This is a genomic window from Pelagimonas sp. KU-00592-HH, from assembly GCF_040369695.1.
Taxonomy (GTDB): domain Bacteria; phylum Pseudomonadota; class Alphaproteobacteria; order Rhodobacterales; family Rhodobacteraceae; genus Shimia.
In genome coordinates this window covers 712,443-737,627 of sequence record NZ_BAABWM010000001.1, presented here as the reverse complement: position 1 = coordinate 737,627, position 25,185 = coordinate 712,443, and the positions used below count along the sequence as shown (strand labels likewise).

21 protein-coding genes are annotated in these 25,185 nt (G+C 58.5%); 14 read left to right on the top strand and 7 right to left on the bottom strand.

The genetic code is table 11. From position 1 onward, the window contains the following. The first annotated feature begins 7 nt into the window (after positions 1-7). Entirely contained in the window at positions 8-1,066 is a 1,059-nt protein-coding gene (locus ABWV42_RS03710) for a saccharopine dehydrogenase family protein (protein ID WP_353338936.1), read from the top strand. Between the two features lie 79 nt (positions 1,067-1,145). Here the strand turns inward: ABWV42_RS03710 and ABWV42_RS03705 are convergent, their stop codons facing one another. Beyond that, positions 1,146-1,439, bottom strand: coding sequence for a hypothetical protein (locus ABWV42_RS03705; protein WP_353338935.1), 294 nt, complete (start codon positions 1,437-1,439; stop codon positions 1,146-1,148). A gap of 215 nt (positions 1,440-1,654) precedes the next feature. Then, on the bottom strand, positions 1,655-3,367 hold the full coding sequence (gene metG / locus ABWV42_RS03700) for a methionine--tRNA ligase (RefSeq protein WP_353338934.1): 1,713 nt from the start codon (positions 3,365-3,367) through the stop codon (positions 1,655-1,657). Between the two features lie 179 nt (positions 3,368-3,546). Here metG and ABWV42_RS03695 point away from each other — a divergent pair, with 179 nt between their 5' ends. After that, positions 3,547-5,409, top strand: a complete 1,863-nt coding sequence (locus ABWV42_RS03695; RefSeq protein WP_353338933.1) for a calcium-binding protein — start codon at positions 3,547-3,549, stop codon at positions 5,407-5,409. A gap of 22 nt (positions 5,410-5,431) precedes the next feature. Here the strand turns inward: ABWV42_RS03695 and ABWV42_RS03690 are convergent, their stop codons facing one another. Then, on the bottom strand, positions 5,432-6,697 hold the full coding sequence (locus ABWV42_RS03690; RefSeq protein WP_255104764.1) for an MFS transporter: 1,266 nt from the start codon (positions 6,695-6,697) through the stop codon (positions 5,432-5,434). Between the two features lie 85 nt (positions 6,698-6,782). Next, positions 6,783-7,382: an ImuA family protein gene (locus ABWV42_RS03685; RefSeq protein ID WP_353338932.1), complete on the bottom strand. Its 600-nt coding sequence runs from the start codon at positions 7,380-7,382 to the stop codon at positions 6,783-6,785. Between the two features lie 106 nt (positions 7,383-7,488). Between ABWV42_RS03685 and speB the strand changes: the two genes are divergently transcribed. The 3 genes from speB (at position 7,489) to ABWV42_RS03670 (ending at position 10,250) form a co-directional block, all read left to right on the top strand. Then, positions 7,489-8,448 carry an agmatinase gene (gene speB, locus ABWV42_RS03680; protein ID WP_353338931.1) on the top strand — a complete coding sequence of 320 codons (960 nt, stop codon included), beginning with the start codon at positions 7,489-7,491 and terminating at the stop codon, positions 8,446-8,448. A gap of 83 nt (positions 8,449-8,531) precedes the next feature. Next, positions 8,532-9,575 (top strand): aldo/keto reductase, encoded by a 1,044-nt coding sequence (locus ABWV42_RS03675; protein ID WP_353338930.1) that lies wholly within the window; start codon positions 8,532-8,534, stop codon positions 9,573-9,575. 201 nt (positions 9,576-9,776) lie between these two features. Continuing rightward, positions 9,777-10,250: a hypothetical protein gene (locus ABWV42_RS03670; RefSeq protein WP_353338929.1), complete on the top strand. Its 474-nt coding sequence runs from the start codon at positions 9,777-9,779 to the stop codon at positions 10,248-10,250. Here ABWV42_RS03670 and ABWV42_RS03665 read toward each other — a convergent pair. Genes ABWV42_RS03665 through ABWV42_RS03655 form a run of 3 tightly spaced genes read right to left on the bottom strand, consistent with a single transcriptional unit; the run spans position 10,247 to position 13,103 of the window. Further along, positions 10,247-10,795 carry a TadE/TadG family type IV pilus assembly protein gene (locus tag ABWV42_RS03665; protein WP_255104774.1) on the bottom strand — a complete coding sequence of 183 codons (549 nt, stop codon included), beginning with the start codon at positions 10,793-10,795 and terminating at the stop codon, positions 10,247-10,249. The genes ABWV42_RS03670 and ABWV42_RS03665 overlap by 4 nt on opposite strands. 5 nt (positions 10,796-10,800) lie before the next feature. Next, positions 10,801-11,328, bottom strand: coding sequence for a TadE/TadG family type IV pilus assembly protein (locus ABWV42_RS03660; protein ID WP_255104775.1), 528 nt, complete (start codon positions 11,326-11,328; stop codon positions 10,801-10,803). Further along, positions 11,325-13,103 carry a pilus assembly protein TadG-related protein gene (locus tag ABWV42_RS03655; RefSeq protein ID WP_353338928.1) on the bottom strand — a complete coding sequence of 593 codons (1,779 nt, stop codon included), beginning with the start codon at positions 13,101-13,103 and terminating at the stop codon, positions 11,325-11,327. The genes ABWV42_RS03660 and ABWV42_RS03655 overlap by 4 nt, the downstream gene beginning before the upstream one ends. Before the next feature lie 429 nt (positions 13,104-13,532). Here ABWV42_RS03655 and ABWV42_RS03650 point away from each other — a divergent pair, with 429 nt between their 5' ends. The 9 genes from ABWV42_RS03650 to rpoD all read left to right on the top strand — a co-directional run bounded on the left by ABWV42_RS03650 (position 13,533) and on the right by rpoD (position 25,147). Further along, positions 13,533-14,963 (top strand): Glu/Leu/Phe/Val family dehydrogenase, encoded by a 1,431-nt coding sequence (locus ABWV42_RS03650; protein ID WP_255104779.1) that lies wholly within the window; start codon positions 13,533-13,535, stop codon positions 14,961-14,963. Between the two features lie 3 nt (positions 14,964-14,966). After that, entirely contained in the window at positions 14,967-15,569 is a 603-nt protein-coding gene (locus ABWV42_RS03645; RefSeq protein WP_353338927.1) for a DUF6151 family protein, read from the top strand. Positions 15,570-15,692: 123 nt separating this feature from the next. Further along, positions 15,693-16,949, top strand: a complete 1,257-nt coding sequence (locus tag ABWV42_RS03640; protein WP_353338926.1) for a sarcosine oxidase subunit beta family protein — start codon at positions 15,693-15,695, stop codon at positions 16,947-16,949. A 13-nt stretch (positions 16,950-16,962) separates the two neighbouring features. Next, positions 16,963-17,235 (top strand): sarcosine oxidase subunit delta, encoded by a 273-nt coding sequence (locus ABWV42_RS03635; RefSeq protein ID WP_353338925.1) that lies wholly within the window; start codon positions 16,963-16,965, stop codon positions 17,233-17,235. Beyond that, entirely contained in the window at positions 17,232-20,165 is a 2,934-nt protein-coding gene (locus ABWV42_RS03630) for a sarcosine oxidase subunit alpha family protein (RefSeq protein ID WP_353338924.1), read from the top strand. The genes ABWV42_RS03635 and ABWV42_RS03630 overlap by 4 nt, the downstream gene beginning before the upstream one ends. After that, entirely contained in the window at positions 20,158-20,709 is a 552-nt protein-coding gene (locus ABWV42_RS03625) for a sarcosine oxidase subunit gamma (RefSeq protein ID WP_353338923.1), read from the top strand. Before ABWV42_RS03630 ends, ABWV42_RS03625 begins: the two co-directional genes overlap by 8 nt. 44 nt (positions 20,710-20,753) lie before the next feature. Further along, positions 20,754-21,056, top strand: coding sequence for a hypothetical protein (locus tag ABWV42_RS03620; protein ID WP_353338922.1), 303 nt, complete (start codon positions 20,754-20,756; stop codon positions 21,054-21,056). Positions 21,057-21,101: 45 nt separating this feature from the next. After that, positions 21,102-23,048: a DNA primase gene (dnaG, locus tag ABWV42_RS03615; RefSeq protein WP_353338921.1), complete on the top strand. Its 1,947-nt coding sequence runs from the start codon at positions 21,102-21,104 to the stop codon at positions 23,046-23,048. Positions 23,049-23,164: 116 nt separating this feature from the next. After that, positions 23,165-25,147 (top strand): RNA polymerase sigma factor RpoD, encoded by a 1,983-nt coding sequence (gene rpoD / locus ABWV42_RS03610; protein WP_353338920.1) that lies wholly within the window; start codon positions 23,165-23,167, stop codon positions 25,145-25,147. The last annotated feature ends 38 nt before the right edge of the window (positions 25,148-25,185 follow it).

Sequence of the window (25,185 nt, the reverse complement as noted above, 5' to 3'; positions counted from 1 at the left end):
ACACCCCATGAAACACATCGCTGTACTTGGCCTCGGCAAGGTGGGAACCCTTGCCGCAGAGCTCCTGCATGCCTCCGGTTTCTCGGTGACGGGCATTGATCTGGCCACCCCCAAGGCGGAACTGCCCTTCACGGTCAAACCGCTGGACCTCGCCGATGCCGCCGCCATGGCCAAAGAGTTCGAGGCGCAGGATGCCGTCCTGTCCTGCCTGCCCTATCACCTCAACACCAAGGTGGCCGAAACCGCCCATGCGGCGGGCATCCATTATTTCGACCTGACCGAAGATGTTCCAACCACCAACCGGATCATCGAACTCAGCAAGACCTCCAAGGGTCTGATGGCGCCGCAATGCGGCCTTGCGCCGGGCTTTATCGGCATTGTCGGGGCCTCGCTGATCGAAAGGTTCGACGACTGCCGCAGCTGCAAGATGCGGGTCGGGGCGCTGCCGCAGCATCCGACCGGCCTGATGGGCTATTCCTTCAACTGGTCACCCGAAGGCGTGGTGAACGAATACCTCAACGATTGCGAGGTGATCGAAGAGGGCGCGCGCAAGATGGTCTCGGCGATGGAGTGGTTCGAGGACATTTATATCGACGGCATCAAGCTCGAGGCCTTCACCACCTCCGGTGGCCTTGGCACCATGTGCGAAACCTATCTGGGGCGCGTGGCGAACATGGATTATAAGACCATGCGCTATCCCGGTCACGGCAAGCTGATGAATTTTTTCTTCCACGAACTCCTGATGCGCGAACGTCGCCAGGAGGCGGGGGAAATCCTCGTCAACGCCAAGCCGCCAGTGAATGACGACATCGTCTATGTCCACGCCGCCGCCGAAGGCATGGTCGATGGCCACCTGCGCCGCGAGGAGTTCGTGCGGGGCTACAAACCCATCGACCTTGCCGGCAAATCCCGCACCGCCATCGCCTGGACAACAGCAGGGTCCGTCGTCGCGGTGATAGAAATGGTCCGTGACGGCAAACTGCCCGCCAAAGGGTTCCTCAAACAGGAAGACATCCCGCTGGAGGCCTTCCTGTCGACGCCCACGGGATCGCTCTACAACGGGTGAGGGGAAGCTCTAGAAATCAAGCACAGTGTTGGAATGGGTAGGGCGGTACGTGGAGGGCTGCCCTATGATTCCGTCGCGGCTATTGAGGAACAAAATCCAGCCAACCCGCTGCGCCGGCACCAATCATATATCCGACCAAAAGTGCCCATGCGATAACCCAATGAATGAAAGCCTTAGTCCGCTTTCCCTCCTTGGGGAACCATCTGAACTTGCGCAGCCAACCCACAACCAAATCCATTATCATGAGTACGAACATGAAGTGGCGGAAAAACACGTAGAAGAACAATACCGTAAGGATGATGCCGGCGATTGCGTTGCTCGGTTCAATTTGCCAACTGCTTCCATTGGTCGAAGCGGTCATCGTACTTTCCATTTTTCAATTCCTTTTGGGATAAAATAAACTGTTGAATGTCGTCTAGTTGCAGTCAGTTACGCCGTCAACACTGTGAAGACTTTCGTTGGACTCCGATCGAGGCAAAAGCGGTTTTGTCTGCTTTCGAAAACTGTACGACCATGAGAAAAGGCTCCCGGAATTTCTTCCGGGAGCCTTTGTTTTCCAACACGCAGGCCCTTGGACCCGAAAACCGCCTAGTCCCGCGTACCTGCGAAGCGGTCCTGCCATTCTTCGCGTTCGGCGTCGGTGATCTTGCGGAAGGTCACGTCGGGCACGGTGAAGGCGTGGCCGGCCTGGAGGGTGTCCAGCGCCGCGGTAACGTCGGTGGGCCAGCTGTCATCCTCGGTCTGCATCGCCGCCATCAGGGCGTCGCGTGCGTCGGGGATGAAGGGCGCGGACAGCACCGCGTAAAGGCGGATCAGGTTCAGCGCGAGGCGGATCTGCATCGCGGCGGTTTCCGGATCTTCCTTGAAGGTCGACCACGGGGCCGCGCTTTGCAGGTATTCGTTGCCTGCAACCCAGATCGCGCGCAGTTCCTGCGCCGACTTGCGCACTTCCATCGCTTCCATGTGCCCCTCATAGGCGCGGATGCGGTTGGTTAGCTCTTCGATCAGCGCCTTTTCCTGCGCGCCATAGGCACCGCCCGCAGGCACCTCTTCGCCGAATTTCGAACGGCAGAACTTGGTCACGCGGCTCACGAAGTTGCCCAGAACGTCGGCGAGGTCCTTGTTCACCGACTGCTGGAAGTTCTCCCAGGTGAACTCGCTGTCGCTGCTTTCCGGTGCATGGCTCAGCAGCCACCAGCGCCAGTAATCGGCCGGCAGAATGTCCAGCGCCTGATCCATGAAGACACCGCGCCCGCGCGATGTCGAGAACTGTCCGCCGTCATAGTTCAGGTAGTTGAAGCTCTTGAGGTGATCCACCATCTTCCACGGCTCGTCCGAGCCAAGGATCGTGGCCGGGAACGACAGGGTGTGGAAGGGCACGTTGTCCTTGCCCATGAACTGGGTATAGCGCACGTCGTCGGCGCCCTTGTCGGTGCGCCACCAGCGTTCCCAGTCGCTGCCCTTGCCGGCATCCACCCATTCCTGCGCGCAGGCGATGTATTCGATCGGGGCGTCGAACCAGACGTAGAACACCTTGCCTTCCATGCCCGGCCAGTCTTCACCGCCTTTCTTGACCGGAATACCCCAGTCCAGATCGCGGGTGATGCCACGGTCCTGCAGGCCGTCGCCGTCGTTCAGCCACTTGTTGGCGATCGAGGTAGTCAGCACCGGCCAGTCGGTCTTGCTGTCGATCCAGGCCTGAAGTTTTTCGCGCATCTGCGACTGGCACAGGTACAGGTGCTTGGTCTCGCGCTCTTCCAGATCGGTTGATCCCGAGATCGTGGAGTGCGGGTTGATCAGGTCGGTCGGATCAAGCTGTTTGGTGCAGTTGTCACACTGGTCGCCACGCGCGCTTTCGAAACCGCAGTTGGGGCAGGTGCCCTCGATATAGCGGTCGGGCAGGAAACGGCCATCGGCGTGCGAATACATCTGCTTTTCCGTCACTTCCCGGATCAGGCCCTGATCTGCCAGTCGGCCCGCGAAATGCTGGGTCAGCTTGTGGTTCTGCGCGCTGGAAGAGCGCCCGAAATGGTCAAACGACAGGCGGAAGCCATCCGCGATCTTGGCCTGAACCTCGTGCATCTCGGCGCAATAGTCCGCCACCGGCTTGCCCGCCTTGGCCGCGGCCAGCTCGGCCGGGGTGCCATGTTCATCAGTGGCGCAAAGGAACAGAACCTCGTTGCCCCGGCAGCGCTGGTAACGCGCAAAAAGATCGGCCGGAAGCTGCGAGCCGACAAGGTTGCCAAGGTGCTTGATGCCATTGATATAGGGAATGGCCGAAGTGATCAGGTGGCGCGCCATCGCTTAGGTTCCTCTGGTCTTGTGTCGCGCTTCGTCTAGACCATCCCGCCGCTTGGTTCCAGCACAGTTTGCACTTCGCGCCTTACGTTAGGTCATTCGAAAATATGTTGCCACACGCGCGTTCCTTTGAAATTTTGACCACCAATTCAAATTACGTATTCAACAAAAGGGAATTTCCAATGGCATTGAATGTCGTCAGCACTCTTGAAACCACAAGTCAATTCGTAAACATCAACGATCCGCTGGTTGTCGCGCGTGATGGGGCCGTGATCACACAGGGGACATCCATATCCGGTGTAAACGATGACGCCCTCCATGTTTCTATTTCCGGGCAGGTGACCTCCATTTCTGGGAACGGCCTACAACTGGGCAGCCTTGTCTCCGACACATCCAGCCTGCGCGTTTCGATTGCAGAAACGGGCCTCGTCGAAACCCTGGGGAATCTATCTGGCGTCGCGATCGAGCGTGACCGCGCCGATATCGTCAACCACGGAACCATTTCAGCGACCCACAGCACCGCCCTGTTTTTCACGAATGGCGTTGAAGACGGCGAGGTTTTGAATACCGGCACCATCAGTGGCGGCTCAAGCGGGTACGGGATTTTGCTATTCGGTGACAGTTCAGGCACCAATACCGGTTTGCTAGAGGTCGACAATTCCGGCACGATCACCTCTGGATTCAGGGCCGTGTACGTACGCTATGAAAGCCTCGCCATGGTGAACTCTGGTAGCATCTCCTCGACCGATGACGCGGTATATGTATCGGGTACTGACGCCAGCCTCCATCTCATGAACTCAGGATCGATCACGAGTGAAAGTGGCGGATACGCTATCGTTGGTGGTGATGGGGGCAACTTTGTCATGAACTCCGGGGACATTCTGGGACGGACATACCTCAGGAACGGCAATGATCAAATTGTCAATCAGGGAACCATGACAGGCCAGATCACTACCTACAGTGGCACAGATTTCATCCAGAATTCGGGGGTGATTTCAGGTGATATCTATATGTATGATGACCGGGATACAGTTGAGAATTCAGGGAAAATTCACGGCTCAGTCGACTTGGGTGATGGGGATGACGAGTACGAAAGCATCGGAGGTATTGTTACCGGTGAGGTTCGCCTCGGCGATGGTTCCGACACGGCCATCGTTGACCAGGACGGGATGAGTGTTGATGGCGGCAACGGCTACGACGTTGTCCACTCTCGTGCAGACGTTTCGGTTGAGGATGTCGAGGAGCTCCATCTTCTCGGAAACAACGATATCTCGGCCACGGTAAACGGCGTTTTCACAACAGTTTTCGGCAACTCCGGAGACAACACTGTGACGTCATGGGGGGTGACGGCGTTCAATGCCAAGGAAGGCGATGACGTCGCCTATGGCTCTCTCTATGATGACTTCTTCAACGGAAACTCCGGGAATGACACGCTGCTGGGTGCCGGCGGCGATGATACGATCTGGGGCGGGCGTGGCGATGACGCGCTGGAAGGCGGCACTGGTGCAGACCACCTGAGCGGCGACCGTGGCAAGGACTATCTCAATGGAGATGACGGTGACGACTCGCTCTATGGTCGTGAAGGGAGCGATACGCTTGACGGCGAGGAGGGCAATGACCTGCTGTGGGGCGGTGCCGGGGCAGACGAGATCAATGGCTCTCTTGGCAACGATACGCTGGTTGGTCACAAGGGCGATGACACGCTGAGCGGTGGTGCCGGGGTGGATGTTCTGACCGGTGGCATTGGCGCGGACGTCTTTGTCTGGAGTGATGGTGCCGAGTCCGGGCTTGGTTCTGACAGCGATACCGTCACGGACTTCACACGCGGGCAGGATCTTCTGGATCTTTCTGACATTGGTGTTGGCGCATTTTCTTTCCTTGGAAGGGGCAACCCTTTCACGGCGTCGGGCGACATGGAGGCGCGCATTGTCAGGAATGGATCCGACTTGCGCCTGTTGCTTGATGTCGATGGCGACGGCGGGACGGATGCGCGGATTATTCTTACGGATGTCTCAAATCTGACGGCGTCAGACTTCATTCTCTAAATCAACCCGTGGGCCGCACTGGTTACTTTTGTTCCGGTGCGGTGCCTTCTGCGTCGGGATCTTCGTTTTGCCGTTCACGCTGGCGGCCCATCAGCTTGCCGATGGTAAAGGATGTGCGCGGGGCATAGACATACCGGGTGCGGTTGCCACCAGACGAACGTACGCGCATCCGCGACAGGCCAAAGATAATCAGGACGGCGTGCCCCACAGCGATCATGGTGAACAGGGCGCCGGGTCCGTACCACTCGATCAGGTTCGAGGCAAACAGCGGCGCCGCGATAGCCCCGATCGCGAAATAGAACATCAATGCGGCCGAAAGTTCGACACGTTCTTCCGAGGTGGCAAAGTCGTTGGCGTGGGCCGAGGCGACCGAGAAGATCGGGAAGGACGTGAGCCCGAATATCCCGGCATTCAGCATCACGATGGCCGTGCTGCCGCCACCTGCAAGCACTGTGGCGCCACAGGACAGGATGGCCGCTCCCGAGAGCCAGATCAGCACCCAGCGCCGGTCGAACTTGTCGGCAAGCCAGCCCACCGGATACTGCGCGATCGCGCCCCCCAGGACGAAGGCCGCCAGGAACCACGCGATTTGATCGGTCACAAGCCCCACTTCCTTGCCATAGACGGGGCCAACCATCCGGAACGAGGCCGAACTCAGCGCCGCCACGATCACACCGGCGGCAGCCAGCGGTGAGCGCCGCACCGCCAGCATCGGGCGCAGGCGGGGGGTGTCGGGGGTCTCGGGCTGCTGCGATTTGGTGAGGGTCAGCGGCAGGATGGCTGCACAGCAGACAATAGCCAGCAGGTTGTAGGAGATATAGGACGCGGGCTCGAGAACGCTGATCACCAACTGCGCCGCCAGTGACGCCCCCATGTCCACAACCCTGTAGATGCCCATTGCCCGCCCGCGGGTTTCGTTGGTCAGCTTGGCGTGCAACCATGCTTCGATCACGGTGTAGCAGCCGGCCACGCACATGCCGGATGCCACCCGCATGATCGCCCATGCCTTGGGGTCGATGATCAGGAAGTGCGCCATCAGGCCAATCGCGCCGGTTGCCGTGAAGGCTGCAAATGCTCTTGAGTGGCCAACGCTGCCCATCAGGCGCGGGGCCCACCAGCAGCCGATAAAGAACCCAAGAAAGTGCGCCGAGCCCAACATACCGATCTGCGCCGTCGAAAAGTCGAGCGCGATCCCCGACAGCGCGTCAAGCGGACCAACCCCTCCCGAACTCAGTTGTAGCAGGATGACGGAAAGAAACAGGGCGGAGAACGAAATCATGAGGCGCATGCCCCCAACATGACCTCGCGGCCTTCTTTATCTTGCAGTTATTCGACTCATGAGAGTCGTTTTCTGCCAATTGTTGCAAAGAGCGTTACGCGCTGTGCGCCACCTCCGCGCCTGCCGGGACAAGGGCAGGGGTGCCGGGCAGCCCCTGTACCATCCACCCCGCCGGCGGGGCCGTGCGCGCCCGCAACCGTTCCAGCCGCCAGGATTTTTCCGGTGCCTGCGCCATGTGCCAGCGGGTTTCGACCCCCTGCGCCCCGCCATGCCCGGGGGTCAGCAACAGCCCCACCGACCTGCCGCCCCCCGCTTCCGCCGCGAGATGCAGCCGGCGCACGGGCGTCAGGGCGGGCAGGGTTTCGAGATCCGCCACCACCATCCCCGTGCACCCCGCGCGCAGCCCTTCCTCCATGCACCACAACACATCTTCGACCTTGTCAGGGGTGACAAAGGCAAATCGTCCCGGGTGAGCAAAAGGCGCAATGCCGGCGGCGTTCAGCTGTGTCCGCCGATGCGGTTGCACGATCCAGAGCACCGGCCCCCGCAGTTTCGAGGCCAGCCACATCGCAAAGGTATGCCGCGCCGGACCACAGGCCTCGTGCACGCGCCCGTCCGGCAGGCACAGCCCGTCGCCAAGCTCCAATCCCTTTGCCGCCTTCTGCGACCTGCGCGCAAGCAAGTGAGTCGTCATGCCCCAAGATACAATGTTCTCTATTTGTCCTCAACATCATTTCCCCTTGCCGCGCCCGTCAATTCCGAACAAGGTGGCGGGAAATACAACAGGGAAGGAAACACTCATGGCAGATCACGGCTATGAAGGTGGAAGGCTCGACCTGCCATTCGTTGGCATCTCGACCTTCGGGAAACGCGAATACGTCACCGACTGGGACGCCATCGAGGCCGACGTGGCCATCATGGGCGCGCCCTTCGATTTCGGCACCCAATGGCGCAGCGGTGCCCGCTTTGGCCCGCGCGGCGTGCGCGAGGCCTCGACCCTGTTCAGCTTTGGCCACGCCGGGGCCTATGATCACGAGGACGATGCCACCTATCTGCCGTCCTCGGTCAGGATCGTCGACATCGGGGATGCCGATATCGTGCACACCGACACGATGAAGAGCCACGCCAATATCGAGGCCGGCGTGCGCGCCATCCTCAAGGCCGGGGCCCTGCCCGTTGTGATCGGCGGCGATCACTCGATCAATATCCCCTGCATCAACGCCTTTGACGATCAGGAAGATATCCACATCCTGCAAATCGATGCGCACCTTGATTTCGTGGATGTGCGTCACGGCGTGCGCTATGGCCACGGAAACCCGATGCGCCGGGCCGCCGAAAAGCCCTATGTCACCGGCCTGACGCAGGTCGGTATCCGCAACGTGTCGTCCACCGCGAAAGAAGGCTACGAGGACGCACGCTCCATGGGGTCCGACATCCTCTCGGTGCGTCAGGCGCGCAAACTTGGGCCGCAGGGCGTGATCGACCGCATTCCCGAAGGTGCCCGCGTCTATGTCACGATCGACATCGACGGCTTTTGCCCTTCGATCGCACCGGGCACAGGCACGCCATCGCATGGCGGCTTCCTCTACTACGATGTTCTGGAAATGATGCAGGCGCTGGCCAAGCGCCACGATGTGGTGGGGATCGACCTTGTCGAAGTCGCCCCCGACTATGACCCCACGGGCGGCACCTCGATCCTAGCCGCCCAAATTCTGCTCAACATGCTGGGTTTCATCTTCCACGAACGCGAAAACCGCTGAAATTTCGCGGAAACTGACCAGACACTCTTGTGAACAGCCCCCGGCCGCATAGGTCGGGGGCACATTTGACAGGGAACACGCTTATGAAAATGAACCCGCTTGGCCGGACCGATATCCAGGTCTCGGAACTTTGCCTAGGCACCATGACCTTCGGCACGCAGACCGAAGAGACCGAGGCACATGCGCAGATCGACATGGCTCTGGCCGGGGGGATCAATTTTGTCGATGCCGCCGAAATGTACCCTGTGAACCCGATCAGCGCGGAAACCGTGGGCCTCACCGAGACCATCATCGGCAACTGGTTTGCCAAGACCGGGCGCCGCTCGGACGTGGTGCTGGCGACCAAACACTCCGGTTCCGGGTTCAAACACGCCCGCGATGGCGCGCCGATTTCCTCCCAGACCATCCCCGAAGCGGTTGAGGGATCGTTGCGCCGCCTGCAAACTGATCACATCGACCTTTATCAGTTCCACTGGCCCAATCGTGGCTCTTACATGTTCCGCCAGAACTGGCGCTACGATCCGTCCAAGCAAAGCCATGCTGAGACCATGGCCCACATGGAGGACGCCCTCGAAGCCCTGCAAAGGCAGGTCGACAAGGGCAATATCCGTGCGTTCGGCCTCTCCAACGAAAGCGCATGGGGCACCTCGCAATGGCTGCGGATCGCCGAGGAAAAGGGCTGGCCGCGCGTTGCGTCCGTTCAGAACGAATACTCGATGCTCTGCCGCCTCTATGACACCGACATGGCCGAGATGAGCGTAAACGAGGATGTTGGCCTTCTTGCCTTTTCGCCGTTGGGCGCGGGGTTCCTGACTGGAAAATACCAGCACGGATCGGTGCCACAGGGATCGCGGATGGATCTCGTGCCGGAAATGGGGGGGCGCAAGTCGGCGCGTGTTTTCGATGCGGTTGATGCTTACCTTGCCATTGCGCAACGGCACGGGGTTGATCCTGTCCACATGGCGCTGGCATTCACGCTTCAGCGCCCCTTCATGTGCTCTTCAATCTTTGGTGCGACCCATCTCGACCAGTTGGAACACATCCTGAAGACACCCGAAGTGACGCTGTCGGAGGAAATTCTCGCGGAAATTGATGATGCGCATCGGGCCCACCCGATGCCATACTGACGGATGTGGAAAACACCGAAGAAAGGCCTGAATCTCGCATTTGTGTAAAATTTTCGGAATCTTATCCACATTTGCCCTGTGGATTGGTTCTGAATCTGACACCTCCGCAATACCGACGTAATACCGACGCAATACCGACAGGCCTTTCTTGAAGCTCTTGGCGCTTCACGGTAGGGCAGGGAAAACGAAAGGAAGATTTGCATGTCCGAAGAAGTGCTGGCCACGGTTCGTGCCTCCGCCCCCCGTCGATGGATTGGCGTCGGGATGCTGGCGCTTTTGGGGGGGATGCTGGTCTATCTCGCCCTGGCAACGCCCCCGCAAACCATTTTTTGGCAGATTTTTCTGTTGGTTATGGGGGGTGGGTCTCTGGTGCTGGCCGATGCCACCCGACGCGCCACCGAACGCGCCATCGAACTCACCGCTCAGGGCCTGCGCGACACCAGCGGCGAGGTTCTGGCCGCAATTGATGACATCGAACGGGTCAATCGCGGCACCTTCGCGATGAAACCTTCAAACGGTTTTGTTGTTATTTTACAATCTTCTGGAACCCGTTCCTGGCACCCCGGCCTTTGGTGGCGCCTTGGCAAACGCGTGGGAATCGGCGGCGTGACACCCGCCGCCCAAACCAAGTTCATGGCGCAAACTTTGGAAGCCCTGATGGCCGAACGCGGTTAAACCTGCCAGACCAGCTGCGGCGCAAAGCGCGGGCGGGTGAAGATAAAGGTCTCGATATCCAGATCCCCCAGACCGACGTTCAGCGGCGGGTTGTAGACGGATTTGGTCTCAACAAGGATCAGGGTTTCACCGTCCGCCATCTTGGGCAACCGGGCCACGACACCGTTCAAGTCTGCCTGGCTATACGCGCTCAGCAAGCCGCGGGTTTGCGACCATTGCATGGTGTAGGTCTTGGTCGTGTCACTATAGCTTACAACGGTCACACGAAGACCTGTCGCCGACTGTGATTTCGCAAGGATATCAAAGAGATTGTGGGCGCTTGTAAGGTAGTTTAGGTCGATGGCCGTGACCTCCCGGGACAGCATGTCCGAGATGGTGAACGCCGCTTTCTCGCTCATTGAACGCGACTTGTAGGCGTCGAAGAACACGATCATCGCGACATAGGCCCAGAACAACACCGGCAGGATGATCGCCGCCTCGACCGAGACCGATCCGCGTGCTTCTTCAGCAAACTCTTTCAGGAAGAAACGAAGTCTTTTGATCATTGCTGTTACCTCGGTTCCTGAACAAAGGCGGCCAGGGCCGTGATGGCGATTTCGCCTGCTTCGTCGCGTGTGACGTACTGGCTGATGCCGACGCTTGTGAACATGGTTTTCAGCTTGACACAGACCCGTAGCACCATGAGTTCGTTGTCCAAACCATTCTGAAAGGTGGTCACCGGCTGGATCTCTTCCGCCTTGTTCGTACAAACCACCGTATCACTGAGCGGTGTATGCCACGCCCGCGGATCAACCTGCTGCATCTCGATCTTGAGGCTGTTCAGGCAATCGGGGATCACGCCGATGTTGTCGCAGATGTCTTCGCGAAGGTCATTGTGGCTGATGATGGCACCGGTCGACAGGCGGATGTCGCGCACGGTGATGTCGACCCCTCGTTCCAGCATCGCGGAACGGTAGGTGATCATGCCCACATCAATGGCCGAGACCAGAATTCCGAAGAAAATCGGGAAGATGAGAACGAATTCGATCGACGCACTTCCGCTCTCGTGGCGGAGAAAGTTCCTGAGTTTCTGGATCATTGGGTCAGCCTCAGTTGCGCGATGGAAGAGGCAATGGCTGCAAATGCATCTGAGATTTCGAGGCCATCTACATCAAAGTAGTGTGCGTCCGAACTGGCACAATCCTTTAGAACCGCCGTGCCACCGGACGGCGCTTCGAACCCGATGGTGAACACCACGATGTTCTTGGCCTTGGCAGCCTCGCAGATTGCTCGGGTGCGCGCATCCTTGGTTGTACGGCCAACATACTTGCGTACGTCATAGTACCAATCGTCCCAGGCTTCGCTGTCGTACATCCAGGGTTCGTAGTTGTCTTCGACATTCGACTCCAGGGACGTGTATGCCCAAAGATCCGGATAAGTAACAACTTCCGCACTGCCGGGTTCGTTCACGACAACGGTCGAAGTTCTCTTGACCTTGCGATAGCGTTTGCATGAGCCGTTCCGGCGATAGGATTTACAGACCCACTCGGTGGTAGTTGTCGTCTCTTCATACTCGCCCTCGCCATAGGCATGGTCTTTCCATTGGTTGGAATGAGGCCAATAGAACATGGGTTCGGTTGTGTTGCCGTCGTTGTCGTAATCGCCTTCGTCTTCACCGACGTACACCGAGTATTTTTCTTCCTGGTCGTTCCACCAGATGTTGGACTCGCCGTTGCGATACCCATCTTCCACATAGTATTGGCTGGTGTTCTGACCGTCAGTCATCAACACGATGACCTTCAGGGAACGTGCTTCCGAATAGCCATAAGGACGACCGTCAAAGTCTGACGACACGACGTTGGTGTCGATCAGGTGATCCACAACGGGCTGCATTGCGGGATCAAGTAGGGCGGTTCCCCATTTCATCCCGACATCGAGAGACGTGTTACCCTTGGCATAGAAGCTATCGATGAAGTTCTTCAGCTTGGTCTTGTCTTTTTGCAACGCCATCACGTGACGTGAGCTGTCCTTGTAGTCGGGGCAAACAGGGCTTGAAACGAGCTTTTTGGGATCATCGTCGCGTCCGTCAAAGTCGGACCAAGGGCTGAAATGCACCGCTTGCTTTAGGCGTTCGTCCGGCGTCACGCTCGTTGTATTGAAGTCGTCGCCTTCAAAATGGATGCAGTGTGAATAGTCGTGTGCGTTCGCGCCAGTCACGGCATCGCCATCCGGATCCACGAAGGCGTCATGCGCAATTGGGGTATCGCCCAGCGAGGGCGAACCAGATGCCACATCTGTCCGGTCAACATCACCCGAGCCATTCAGCGAGGCGTTCAGACGGTTGAAGATATTGCGGGGCAGGGCGACCTGCGTGGCATAGGGCACGATCGATACCGAAAGCTTTCCGTCTTCGGTATTTTCGTCCAGCGTATCAATGAAATCCTTGGCGGCGTTTTTCAGGTTATAGAGGCGGCTGTTGCTGCCCATCGAACCGGAGACGTCCAGCACCATCGAGATTTCAACGCCGCCGATGCGTTCTTCGGCGCGGCCCGAGGCCGGTACGTTCAGCGTGTCAACGCCGTTCAGCTTCATGAAATGCGTGTTGATCGAAGTTTTGGCCGATGCTTCGACCGTCCGGTAGTTGAGACCCTGGTCCACAACCACAGAGGTGAGGTAGTCGCTCATGCCGGCCTTGGCAAAGTACTCTTCCACCACGACCTTGGGGTCGAGATCCTGCTGCATGTCGGCAGCTGCAAGGATTGCACGGTCCAGCGTATGCTGCATCTTCGTGCGCGCCATTTCCGAGCGGATCAGGTCAATGCCCACCCCGCCGATCATCAGAATGATCAGAAATAGAAAGAGCGCGAAGCCCACCAGGACACCGCTTTCATCTTTCGAAAACTGCTGCAACCAGCCTGCGGAGCGCTTCTGCACATTCGCGACTGACCGACTTTTTTTACTCGATCTGTTTCCAGGCATTTCTACCACCTAACTTTCGGCGCGATTACTCCCGTTGACATCCCCAACACCTTTTGCGCCGCATGATGTTGTGCTCCTGAAATGGGGCAAAACTGGGGCAATAGGCGTTCGAAAGTGGGGAATTGATGTTGGAAAACCCCTTGTTTTATTGAGGATTGAGACAGTTTCGGCCCTCTGCCCCCAACTGTTTCCAAATGTGAAACCAAGCGTCCTTGAGGATGGCACAGAAGAATTTTCTGGCCCGAAGTTAGGATTTGCTCTCAATATGCGCCTATGAATAAGGCTGCGGCAACGAGTCGCGATTGTGGTTTCGGGAGGTAGAAAATGAGTATCCAGAAAGAGCCGAGTTTCCGTGAAAGTGTTGACCTTATGTTCAACAGAGCGGTGGCGATGATGGATTTACCCCCGGGACTGGAGGAGAAAATCCGCGTCTGCAACGCGACCTATACGGTGCGTTTTGGCGTGCGTCTCAGAGGGCAAATCCAGACCTTTACAGGGTATCGCTCTGTGCACTCGGAACACAAAGAACCGGTGAAGGGGGGAATACGTTACGCCATCGGCGTCAACCAGGATGAAGTCGAGGCGCTTGCTGCGCTGATGACTTACAAGTGTGCCCTGGTCGAAGCCCCGTTTGGAGGTTCGAAGGGCGGGCTGCGCATCGATCCACGTCAATATGATGAGCATGAACTGGAGTTGATCACGCGCCGGTTCGCATATGAACTCGCCAAGCGCGACCTCATCCACCCGTCTCAGAACGTGCCTGCGCCAGATATGGGCACAGGTGAGCGCGAGATGGCCTGGATAGCAGACCAATATGCGCGGATGAACACGACCGACATTAACGCGGTGGCCTGTGTTACGGGCAAGCCGCTGAATGCGGGCGGTATTTCCGGCCGGGTCGAGGCGACAGGACGCGGTGTTCAATACGCATTGCGAGAGTTCTTTCGCGATCCCCGCGATATGGAAAAGGCCAAGCTGACCGGTTCGCTGGATGGTAAACGGATCATCGTGCAGGGGCTTGGCAACGTGGGTTACCATGCTGCGAAGTTTCTGAGTGAAGAGGATGGGGCTCTGATCACCGGGATTATTGAGTGGGACGGGGCACTCTTCAATGAAAACGGGCTGGACGTGGATGCCGTGCGCGCATGGATTTCCAAGCACGGCGGTGTGAGTGGTTTCCCTGACGCGTTGCATACCGCCGAAGGATCGGCCGTCTTGGAAGAGGATTGCGATATCCTTATTCCTGCCGCCTTGGAAGGAGTCATCAACCTTACCAACGCTGACCGGATCAAGGCTTCGCTTATCATCGAAGCAGCGAACGGGCCGGTAACCGCCGGGGCCGACGATATCCTCCGCGAGAAGGGGGTGGTGATCATTCCCGATATGTACGCCAATGCGGGCGGTGTGACGGTGTCCTACTTTGAGTGGGTAAAGAACCTATCACACATCCGGTTTGGTCGCATGCAGCGACGCCAGGAGGAAGCGCGCCACCAGTTGGTCGTTGATGAATTGCAGAAAATTTCTGATGCGATGGGCAGCACTTACACGATGTCGGACAGTTTCAAGCAAAAGTACCTTCGCGGTGCGGACGAACTTGAACTGGTTCGGTCGGGTCTCGATGACACGATGCGCATTGCCTATCAGTCGATGCGGGACGTCTGGCACGAACGCGGTGATGTCGATGACCTCAGGACAGCAGCGTATATCGTATCAATCGACAAGGTTGCGGCGAGCTATCGTGCCAAAGGGCTATAGATAATGACCGAAGTCGCGCTGTCTTGCAAATGCGGCACCCTGAAAGGGGTGCTGCACGATGCCTCGCCTTCAACGGGGACCCGCGTCGTATGCTACTGCAAGGACTGTCAGGCTTTCGCGCGCCACTTGGGGGCGCATGCCGTGCTTGATGCGCAGGGTGGCACCGATATTTATCAGACATTGCCACGAAACCTCGAGATCACGTCGGGGGCGGAAAACCTTGCGTGTCTGCGACTGTCGCCAAAGGGGTTGCTGCGATGGTACGCCAAGTGTTGCAACACGCCGCTTTGCAATACCTTGGCCAACCACAAGTTCTACATGGTCGGCGTTCTGACCAGCACCGCAGAGGCCGGAAAAGACGCACTTGGACCGATAAGAGCGCAGGTCAACGTAAACGGCGCGATTGGTGGCGGGGTGAAATCCAAGGGCCAACTCAAGGCCGTGGTGGAAATTCTATCGCGTCAACTGGGCGCTATGATCTGGAAACGGACCGAGACCCCGTTGTTTGATGACGGCGGTACCCCGGTCGTCGTGCCAGTGACTCTGAGTCTCGAAGAGCGGCGACGCGCCAGCGAAACTCCCAAACTTCCGCCTGATTTGCTCTAATCCGACAATAAGTGTCGCTCAGAGGAAAACTCGGGTCGAAAACTGCGCGGATTGTATTCGTGTGGCGTTGCAATGTTGTCGTCGGACACGTTCGGACGTGCCCAGGAATTGGTGGAGAGAGACATGCGGTTTTCCGGCCTCAAAGTCCTGAAGGAAGGGCTTACGGGTAACAAAGGGTGGCAGGCGCACTGGCGCGATGCGCAGCCCAAGTCAGAATATGATGCGATCATCATCGGGGGCGGGGGCCACGGTTTGGCAACCGCATACTATCTGGCCAAGAACCACGGCATGACCAATATTGCAGTTGTGGAAAAGGGTTATCTCGGTGGCGGCAATGTCGGCCGGAACACCACGATTGTCCGCGCGAACTATGGTCTTCCCGGGAACTCGGAATTCTATTCCCACTCCCTCAAGCTCTGGGAAGGGATGGAGCAGGACCTGAACTACAACGTGATGCATTCACAGCGTGGGATCATCAACCTGTTCCACAGTGACGGCCAGCGCGATGCCTATGCCCGCCGGGGTAATTCGATGATCAACCAGGGCGACGATGCGGTGCTGCTGGACCGCGAAGGCGTTCGCAAAATGCTGCCGTATCTCGATTTCGACAATGCGCGCTTCCCGATCTACGGCGGTCTTTATCACGCACGTGGCGGTACGGCGCGGCACGATGCGGTGGCCTGGGGCTATGCGCGTGGTGCAGATCAACGGGGCGTGGACCTGATCCAGAACTGTGAAGTCACCGGGATCGATATCGAAGGCGGTGTCGTCAAAGGGGTCCAGACCACGCGCGGGCCGATCAAGGCCAAGAAGGTCGGTATCGTTGTCGCCGGTCGGTCGAGCCAGGTGGCGGCGATGGCAGGTCGACGCTTGCCGATTGAAAGCCACGTTTTGCAAGCCTTCGTGACCGAAGGCCTGAAGCCGGTGATCGACCACGTCGTGACCTTTGGCATGGGGCACTTCTATATCAGCCAGTCCGACAAAGGCGGCCTTGTGTTTGGCGGCGACCTTGATTTCTACAGCTCCTATGCGGCGCGGGGCAACCTGCCCATGGTTGAGCATGTCATGGAAGCAGGCATGACGCTGATGCCGATGATCGGCAAGGCCAAGCTCTTGCGCAGCTGGGGCGGCATCATGGACATGTCGCCGGATGGCAGCCCGATCATCGACAAAATGGATGGGATCGACGGCCTCTTCATCAACACCGGCTGGTGCTACGGCGGCTTTAAGGCCGTGCCTGCGTCTGGGTGGTGCATGGCGCACCTGATGGCGACGGAAACCCCGCATGAATACGCAAAGCACCACCGTCTTGACCGTTTCCGCACCGGACAGGGCCTCATGGACGAAGAGGGCACCGGCTCTCAGCACAACCTGCACTGAGGAGGGAAGAACAATGAGAATTACATGCCCCCTGTGCGGGGAACGCGATCGTCGGGAATTCTACTATCAGGGGGATGCTGAAATGCTGAACCGTCCTGATCCAGAGGCCGGAGATGTCGTCTGGGATGACTACCTGCACAACCGTGACAACCCTGCGGGCGTGACCCGTGATCTCTGGTACCACGAGGCCGGATGCGCCTCTTGGATCGTTGTCACACGTAACACCATCACGCACGAAGTGATTTCCACGGAACTGGCCTCGAAAGTGAAGGAGGCGTCGAAATGAGGATCAATGGAAAAGGTCTCGTTGATCGCAACACGCCCCTGAGCTTTTCGTTTGACGGCAACACATATGAGGGGTTCGCTGGGGACACTCTCGCCTCGGCGCTTCTGGCCAATGACGTCAAGATGGTCGCGCGCTCGTTCAAATACCACCGTCCGCGTGGCATCATGGGTGCCGGCAGCGAAGAGGCGGGCGCCTTGGTCACAGTCGGGACCGGCGCGTCGCAGGATCCTAACGTGCGTGCCACGATGCAGGAGCTGTACCCCGGTCTTGCGGCCAGATCGCAGAACCGCTGGCCCTCGTTGAATGTGGACCTTCTGAGCCTGAACGATCTTGCCGCGCCGTTCCTTGGGGCGGGGTTCTACTACAAGACATTCATGTGGCCCAAGGCGTTCTGGGAAAAGCTGTATGAACCCGTGATCCGCCGGTCAGCTGGTATTGGTGGTCTTAGCGGGCAGGACAACGAGGATCACTACGAGAAGGCCTTTGCCTTCTGCGATCTCCTTGTGATCGGGTCCGGACCTTCGGGCCTGATGGCGGCGCTGACAGCGGCGCGCGCAGGGGCTGACGTGATCCTTTGTGAGGAAGACAGCGTCATGGGCGGCCGCCTTAACGGCGAAGCCCTTGAGGTTGGCGGCATGGCTTCGCAGGCGTGGGCGGTTCAGGCTCTGGCTGAACTGGCTGGCATGGACAACGTCCGTCTGATGAGCCGCACCACGGTGACGGGCGCATACGATCAGGGCACCTATGGTGCGCTGGAGCGTGTGTCGCATCACGTCGACACCCGCGGTGCCCGCCCGATTGAATGCTTCTGGCGGATCGCTGCGAAGCGGGCAATCCTTGGGGCAGGGGCCATTGAACGCCCCGTCGCCTTCCGCAACAACGACCGCCCCGGCATCATGACGGCCTCTGCCGTCCGTACCTATCTGCACCGCTATGGCGTTGCGCCGGGCCGGAGTGTTGCTGTTTTTGCCAACAATGACGATGCCCATCGCACAGCGCGTGATCTTGTCGATGCGGGTGTTCACGTGGCCGCCGTGATCGACAGCCGTCATGACGCTCCGGACGGGGAGGGTTATGAGGTCATCAAGGGCGCGATGGTCTGTGATAGCGAAGGGCGCAAGGGTCTTGAGGCGGTCACTTACCGCCTGCACGACGGGCGCGAGGAAAAGCTTCAGGCCGACTGTCTGGCGATGTCCGGTGGCTGGAACCCGACTGTTCACATGACCTGTCACATGAATGGCCGTCCCGCGTGGGACGAAAAAATCCAGTCGTTTGTGCCAGTTGCCGGTATGGTGCCCGGTCTTGAAGCGGTTGGCGCCTGTAACGGAGCTTTCTCGACGCATGCAGCGCTTGAGCAAGGCGCGCAGGCTGCCATGGCGGCGCTGGATGACATTGGCATCAAGGGTGGGGCCGTCGATTTGCCAGAGGCAGAAGACGCGCCCTATCGGGTCAAGGCGCTCTGGGCCGTGGATGGCAAGGGCCGCGCCTGGCTGGATTTCCAGAATGACGTCACCGTCAAGGATGTGAAGCAGGCCGCGCAGGAAAACTTCCGGTCTGTTGAACACATGAAACGCTATACCACGCAGGGTATGGCACCCGATCAGGGCAAGAACTCGAACGTTGCCTCTCTGGCGATCCTTGCGGATGCCACCGGTCGTGGCATTCCGGAGACCGGCACCACCACCTTCCGACCGCCCTTTGTTCCGGTCGCGATTGCGGCGATGGGCGCAGGGGCGCAGGGCAAAGGGTTTGCGCCAGAGCGGTTCACCACCAGCCACAAGGCCACGGTCGAGCGCGGAGCACCGATGATTGAGGCGGGGCTCTGGTATCGCCCGAGTTATTACCCGGCGCCCGGTGAAAAGACCTGGCGGCAATCCTGTGACCGCGAGGTCAACATGGTGCGCAACGCGGTTGGTATCTGTGATGTGTCGACACTCGGCAAGATTGACCTTCAGGGGCCGGATGTGGGTGAATTCCTCGATTTTGTCTACACCAACATGTTCTCGACGCTGAAGGTTGGCCGCACGCGGTATGGTCTGATGCTGCGTGAAGACGGAACGGTCATGGACGATGGCACCACCGCGCGCCTTGGGGAAAACCACTATGTGATGACCACCACCACGGCTGCGGCTGGCGTGGTCATGCGGCATCTTGAGTATGTGCACCAGTGTCTGCGGCCTGATCTGGATGTGTCGTTCATTTCGGTCACCGAGCAATGGGCGCAATTTGCAGTTGCCGGTCCCAAATCGCGGGAGCTGCTGGACGGCCTTGTTGATGAAACCGTTGATAATGAAAACTGGCCCTTCATGGCATGCGGCGAGATTTCGGTTCAGGGTGTCAAAGGGCGTTTGTTCCGCATCTCGTTTAGTGGTGAACACGCCTACGAGATTGCGGTGCCTTCGCGCTATGGCGATAGCCTCTACCGTCTTCTCATGGCGCGGGCCGAAGCCATGGGGGGCGGTGCCTATGGTATGGAAGCCCTGAACGTGCTGCGGATCGAAAAGGGCTTTATCACCCACTCGGAAATCCATGGCCGGACCAATGCCTTTGACATCGGTATGGAGAAGATGATCAGCCAGAAGAAGGACTGTATCGGCAAGACCATGGCCGAACGTCCGGGCCTGATTGATCCGGACAGGGAACAGCTCGTCGGGATAAAGCCGATTGGTCCGGTCAAGCAGCTTACGGCGGGTGCGCACCTGTTCAAGGCCGGTGACGAAGCGACCCGTGTGAACGATCAGGGATATCTGACGTCCGTAGGCTTCTCGCCGACGCTTGATGGCTTCCTTGGTCTTGGCTTTCTGCGCAATGGGCGCGCCCGTCATGGCGAGGAAATGCAAATGGTCGATCACCTGCGCGGTGTAACGGCGCGTGTGCAAATTTGCGATCCGGTATTCTTTGATCCTGAAGGAGGACGAGTCCGTGGCTGAATTGCTGGCTAAATCACCCTGCGACAGGCTGCTTCCGCTTTCCATTGGAGACGCGCGACTGAGCGAAGTCGACATGACCGTGTTGACATCGCTCGCGCCCTACAACGGCAAGGAAGAGGGCCTGTCAGACGCACTCAAGGCTGCACATGGCATGGAATTACCTGCCGTGAACCGCGCAACAGGCAAAGAGGGCGCGCGCGCGATCTGGTTCGGGCGCGGCCATACTTTGCTGGTTGGTCCCGCGCCGGATGCGTCGCTTGCCGAACATGCGGCGCTGACAGATCAATCGGATGCTTGGTCGATCGTGCGCCTTGAAGGGGACGATGCGGAAGACGTTCTGGCTCGGCTTGTGCCTGTGGATCTGCGTCAGGCCCAGTTCAAACGTGGGCACACATCGCGCACCCAATTGCAGCATATGACGATCTCGATCACGCGTGTCAGCGACACGGCATTCCTGATCATCGCGTTCCGTTCGATGGCCAAGACACTGGTTCACGATCTCGAGACGGCGATGAAAGGGGTTGCAGCGCGACGTGCGGGCTGACATCAAGGAGGACGACTTTGTTGTCCTCCTTGAAAGGTTCGATCATGCGCGTTCTTTCCGCTTTGTCTGTTGTCGCAACTCTGGTTGTCGCCTCGCCTGGTCTTGCAGATCAGCAGGCCGAGTGTGAACTACAGGCGGCTATCGTGGATCGGGCGACCGAACTTCGTCTTGAGCGTACGAGCGAGAAAAAGGCCCTTGCGATCATGACGTCTGGGGAAGATGAGGCCGTCGCCGAGAAATATATCGGCGCGGTCCCGCATATTGTTGAGTGGATTTACTCGCTCAAACGCAAGGAACTAAAGCTGGAGCCGGGCAAGGCCTATCTTGCCAAGTGCGCCGCGCAGTAACAACGGCTGCTGGACGCCCTTGGCACCAGTTCCTATATTTCAATAATGAGCCTACCACCCGGATTCCTGGATGAACTTCGGAGCCGCACCAGCATGTCGCAGGTGGCGGGTCGCAAGGTTGTTTGGGATCAGAGGAAATCCAATCAGGGCAAGGGCGACATGTGGTCTCCGTGTCCCTTTCACCATGAAAAAACGGCGTCTTTCCATGTCGACGACCAGAAGGGCTATTACTACTGCTTTGGCTGTCACGCCAAAGGGGATGCGATTTCCTTTGTGCGCGAAACTGAGAATGTCGGGTTCATGGAAGCAGTGGAAATCCTCGCGCGTGAGGCCGGCATGCCAATGCCACAACGTGATCCACAGGCGCAGCAAAAGGCCGATCGGCGCAGCCAGCTCGCCGATGTGATGGAGCAGGCCGTTCAGTTCTTCCGCCTGCAACTAAAGACGAACGCAGGCCATGACGCGCTAGCATATCTTGAGAAGCGTGGCCTTGGTCCCGAGGCGCTGGAGCGGTGGGAAATCGGGTTCGCTCCGGATGGCTGGCAGAACCTTTGGGACCACCTGACGGGCAAGAATGTTGAACCCGATCTGATCTTTGGCTGTGGTCTGGCCAAACCTTCGACCAAGGGGGGGCGGCCCTACGATACCTTCCGCAATCGCATCATGTTCCCGATCCGCGATGCGCGGGGGCGGTGTATCGCCTTTGGTGGTCGGGCGATGGACCCAAATGACAATGCCAAATACCTGAACAGCCCGGAAACCGAACTGTTCGACAAGGGGCGCAGTCTTTACAACCACGGTCCCGCGCGAGAAGCGGCGGGCAAAGGGAAGACGCTGTTGGTGGCCGAGGGCTACATGGACGTTATCGCGCTCGCCGAAGCGGGCTTTGGGGCATCGGTGGCGCCGTTGGGCACGGCGGTAACCGAAAATCAGCTGGAACTGCTGTGGCGGATTTCGCCTGAGCCGGTAATTGCCTTGGACGGGGACAAGGCGGGTTTGCGGGCGGCGATGCGTCTGATTGATTTGTCATTGCCGCTTCTGGAAGCAGGCAAGAGCCTGCGCTTTGCTCTGATGCCCGAGGGCCAAGACCCGGATGACCTCATCCGCGCCAAGGGGGCGGGGGCGGTTCAGGCGGTTCTGGATCAGGCCATTCCCATGGTTGATCTGCTGTGGAGGCGAGAGACCGAAGACAAGGTTTTCGACAGCCCCGAGCGTCGAGCGGCACTCGACAAGGCACTGAAAGAAAAGATCAAGTTGATCGCGGATCCTTCAATTCGCCAGCACTATGGAGAAGCCATCAAGGAGTTGCGATGGCAGTTGTTCCGTCCGCAACGCGGCAGTGGGGGCAAGCGGTTCACAAAGTGGAATGCCGCGCCTGCCGTGCAATCGCATACCAAGGCATCGATGCTGGCTGTGGCGGATACGTCCGTTGAGTTTCGCGTTCGCGAGGCCGTGGTTCTGGCGATTGTTTTGACCACGCCCGAACTGCTTGATGACTTCGAATACGAGATCGAAACGTTGGAATGTGCGGATGAAGACAACGCCCGCCTGCGTGATGTTCTGTTGCGGTGTGCCAACACTCCTGACCCGCGTGCCGAAGTCGAGATGGCTTTGGGGCACGAAGCCGTTGAAAACTTGCTGCGGCATCCCCATGTCGCGATCACGCCTGCCGTGCGCCACCCAGGCGATATGGAAATGGCACGCCTTACCCTGAGCGAAGAACTGGCCAAAATGAAGACCGTGCGCGGGTTGCGCGCCGAGATCGCGGAGGCCGAGGAAGATATGTTCGGGTTAGCCGACGAGGCCGTCACCTGGCGCTTGGGACAGGCAGCGGAAGCCCGAAACCGCGCTGTGCAAGTGCGGCAGGAAGATGCTGCCGAATATGTGAAAGCCCCCAATGGGGTGGCTGTCGACAAGGAAGAACGCGAGAGGCTGGATGCCCTCAGGAATGCAATCGATTTCACCAGGGGCGGGCGCGGAGGGCGCCGGTAATTCACTTTGGTGAGGAACAGGTAAAGAAAAAGGGGTAAACGGGTGTGCGAATCATCAGATCGCGCTATTGATTCGGTCTAACGAATCACCGACGCCCTTCTCTGCAGGAGTACCGCATGGCCGCAAAAGATACCGACGACCGTAAGCCCGCCGATCAGGAGCCGGAAATCTCGCTCGACATGAGCCAGGCAGCCGTCAAGAAGATGATCGCCGAGGCCCGGGAGAAGGGCTACATCACCTACGATCAGCTGAACCAGGTGCTGCCGCCGGATCAGGTTAGCTCGGAGCAGATCGAAGACGTGATGTCGATGCTGTCGGAAATGGGCATCAATATCATCGAAGATGAAGACGCCGAAGAAGAAGAGCAGAAATCGACCGCGCTGGTTGATACCTCTTCGTCCAATCGCGAAGTTGCGCTTGGTTCGGGTACGACCGAAAAGCTGGATCGCACTGACGACCCAGTGCGCATGTACCTTCGCGAAATGGGGTCGGTCGAACTGCTGAGCCGTGAAGGCGAGATCGCGATTGCGAAACGGATCGAAGCCGGTCGCAACACCATGATTGCCGGTCTTTGCGAAAGTCCGCTGACCTTCCAGGCGATTACCATCTGGCGCGACGAGCTTTTGTCCGAAGAGATTCTTCTGCGTGACGTGATCGATCTCGAAACCACCTTCGGCAACCAGATGGATGACGACGAGGAGGAGGAAGAGCCCGTCGTCGATACCTCAAACGTCAATGCGGCGCCCAAGAAAGATGAGGGCCCGGAACTCGACGCCGACGGCAACCCGATTGCCAAGGACGATGATGATGACGAGGACGAGCAGGCCAACATGTCGCTTGCGGCAATGGAAGCGGCCCTCAAGCCCAAGGTTCTTGAAACCCTAGATCTGATTGCCCGCGACTACGCGCTTCTGTCGGACATGCAGGATGTACGTATTTCGGCAACGCTGAACGAAGATGACACCTTCTCGGACAAGGAAGAGAAGCAGTATCAGAAACTTCGTTCGGAAATCGTTGAGCTGGTGAATGAACTCCACCTGCACAACAACCGTATCGAAGCCCTGATCGACCAGCTTTACGGCATCAACCGCCGTGTCATGCAGATCGACTCGTCGATGGTGAAGCTGGCGGACCAGGCGCGTATCAACCGCCGTGAGTTCATCGAAGCCTACCGTGGTCGTGAACTTGATCCGACCTGGCTTGACGATATGAGCCAGAAGCCTGGGCGTGGCTGGCAGATGTTCATGGAGCGCTCCACGGAAAAGGTCGAAGAGCTTCGCGCGGACATGGCGCAAGTCGGGACCTATGTGGGGCTGGATATCTCGGAATTCCGCCGCATCGTGCAGCAGGTTCAAAAGGGGGAGAAAGAAGCGCGTCAGGCCAAGAAGGAAATGGTCGAAGCCAATCTTCGCCTCGTGATCTCGATTGCCAAGAAATACACCAATCGCGGCCTTCAGTTCCTCGACCTGATCCAGGAAGGGAACATCGGTCTGATGAAGGCGGTCGACAAGTTTGAATATCGTCGCGGCTACAAGTTCTCGACCTATGCGACCTGGTGGATCCGTCAGGCCATCACGCGCTCGATTGCCGATCAGGCGCGCACCATCCGTATTCCGGTGCACATGATCGAAACGATCAACAAGTTGGTTCGAACCGGTCGTCAGATGCTGCATGAAATCGGCCGCGAGCCGACACCGGAAGAGTTGGCTGAAAAGCTGCAAATGCCGCTTGAGAAGGTTCGCAAGGTGATGAAGATCGCCAAGGAGCCGATCTCGCTTGAAACGCCTATCGGTGATGAAGAAGACTCGCAACTGGGGGATTTCATCGAGGACAAGAATGCCGTGCTGCCGCTGGACAGCGCCATTCAGGAAAACCTCAAAGAAACCACGACCCGCGTGCTTGCTTCGCTCACCCCGCGTGAAGAGCGCGTCCTGCGGATGCGCTTTGGCATCGGTATGAACACCGACCACACGCTGGAGGAAGTTGGCCAGCAATTCAGCGTGACCCGCGAACGTATTCGCCAGATCGAGGCAAAGGCGCTACGAAAGCTGAAACATCCCAGCCGGTCGCGCAAGCTGCGCAGCTTCTTGGATCAGTAAAGTTCCTTCTCAGTCTGCTATTGAGAGGCGGTCGGTTC

What these genes read in the sequence shown, in the direction of transcription:
- ABWV42_RS03710 (WP_353338936.1), top strand. Translation starts at nt 8, where the DNA reads ATGAAACACATCGCTGTACTTGGCCTCGGCAAGGTGGGAACCCTTGCC.
- ABWV42_RS03705 (WP_353338935.1), bottom strand. Translation starts at nt 1,439, where the DNA reads ATGGAAAGTACGATGACCGCTTCGACCAATGGAAGCAGTTGGCAAATT.
- metG (WP_353338934.1), bottom strand. Translation starts at nt 3,367, where the DNA reads ATGGCGCGCCACCTGATCACTTCGGCCATTCCCTATATCAATGGCATC.
- ABWV42_RS03695 (WP_353338933.1), top strand. Translation starts at nt 3,547, where the DNA reads ATGGCATTGAATGTCGTCAGCACTCTTGAAACCACAAGTCAATTCGTA.
- ABWV42_RS03690 (WP_255104764.1), bottom strand. Translation starts at nt 6,697, where the DNA reads ATGCGCCTCATGATTTCGTTCTCCGCCCTGTTTCTTTCCGTCATCCTG.
- ABWV42_RS03685 (WP_353338932.1), bottom strand. Translation starts at nt 7,382, where the DNA reads ATGACGACTCACTTGCTTGCGCGCAGGTCGCAGAAGGCGGCAAAGGGA.
- speB (WP_353338931.1), top strand. Translation starts at nt 7,489, where the DNA reads ATGGCAGATCACGGCTATGAAGGTGGAAGGCTCGACCTGCCATTCGTT.
- ABWV42_RS03675 (WP_353338930.1), top strand. Translation starts at nt 8,532, where the DNA reads ATGAAAATGAACCCGCTTGGCCGGACCGATATCCAGGTCTCGGAACTT.
- ABWV42_RS03670 (WP_353338929.1), top strand. Translation starts at nt 9,777, where the DNA reads ATGTCCGAAGAAGTGCTGGCCACGGTTCGTGCCTCCGCCCCCCGTCGA.
- ABWV42_RS03665 (WP_255104774.1), bottom strand. Translation starts at nt 10,795, where the DNA reads ATGATCAAAAGACTTCGTTTCTTCCTGAAAGAGTTTGCTGAAGAAGCA.
- ABWV42_RS03660 (WP_255104775.1), bottom strand. Translation starts at nt 11,328, where the DNA reads ATGATCCAGAAACTCAGGAACTTTCTCCGCCACGAGAGCGGAAGTGCG.
- ABWV42_RS03650 (WP_255104779.1), top strand. Translation starts at nt 13,533, where the DNA reads ATGAGTATCCAGAAAGAGCCGAGTTTCCGTGAAAGTGTTGACCTTATG.
- ABWV42_RS03645 (WP_353338927.1), top strand. Translation starts at nt 14,967, where the DNA reads ATGACCGAAGTCGCGCTGTCTTGCAAATGCGGCACCCTGAAAGGGGTG.
- ABWV42_RS03640 (WP_353338926.1), top strand. Translation starts at nt 15,693, where the DNA reads ATGCGGTTTTCCGGCCTCAAAGTCCTGAAGGAAGGGCTTACGGGTAAC.
- ABWV42_RS03635 (WP_353338925.1), top strand. Translation starts at nt 16,963, where the DNA reads ATGAGAATTACATGCCCCCTGTGCGGGGAACGCGATCGTCGGGAATTC.
- ABWV42_RS03630 (WP_353338924.1), top strand. Translation starts at nt 17,232, where the DNA reads ATGAGGATCAATGGAAAAGGTCTCGTTGATCGCAACACGCCCCTGAGC.
- ABWV42_RS03620 (WP_353338922.1), top strand. Translation starts at nt 20,754, where the DNA reads ATGCGCGTTCTTTCCGCTTTGTCTGTTGTCGCAACTCTGGTTGTCGCC.
- dnaG (WP_353338921.1), top strand. Translation starts at nt 21,102, where the DNA reads ATGAGCCTACCACCCGGATTCCTGGATGAACTTCGGAGCCGCACCAGC.
- rpoD (WP_353338920.1), top strand. Translation starts at nt 23,165, where the DNA reads ATGGCCGCAAAAGATACCGACGACCGTAAGCCCGCCGATCAGGAGCCG.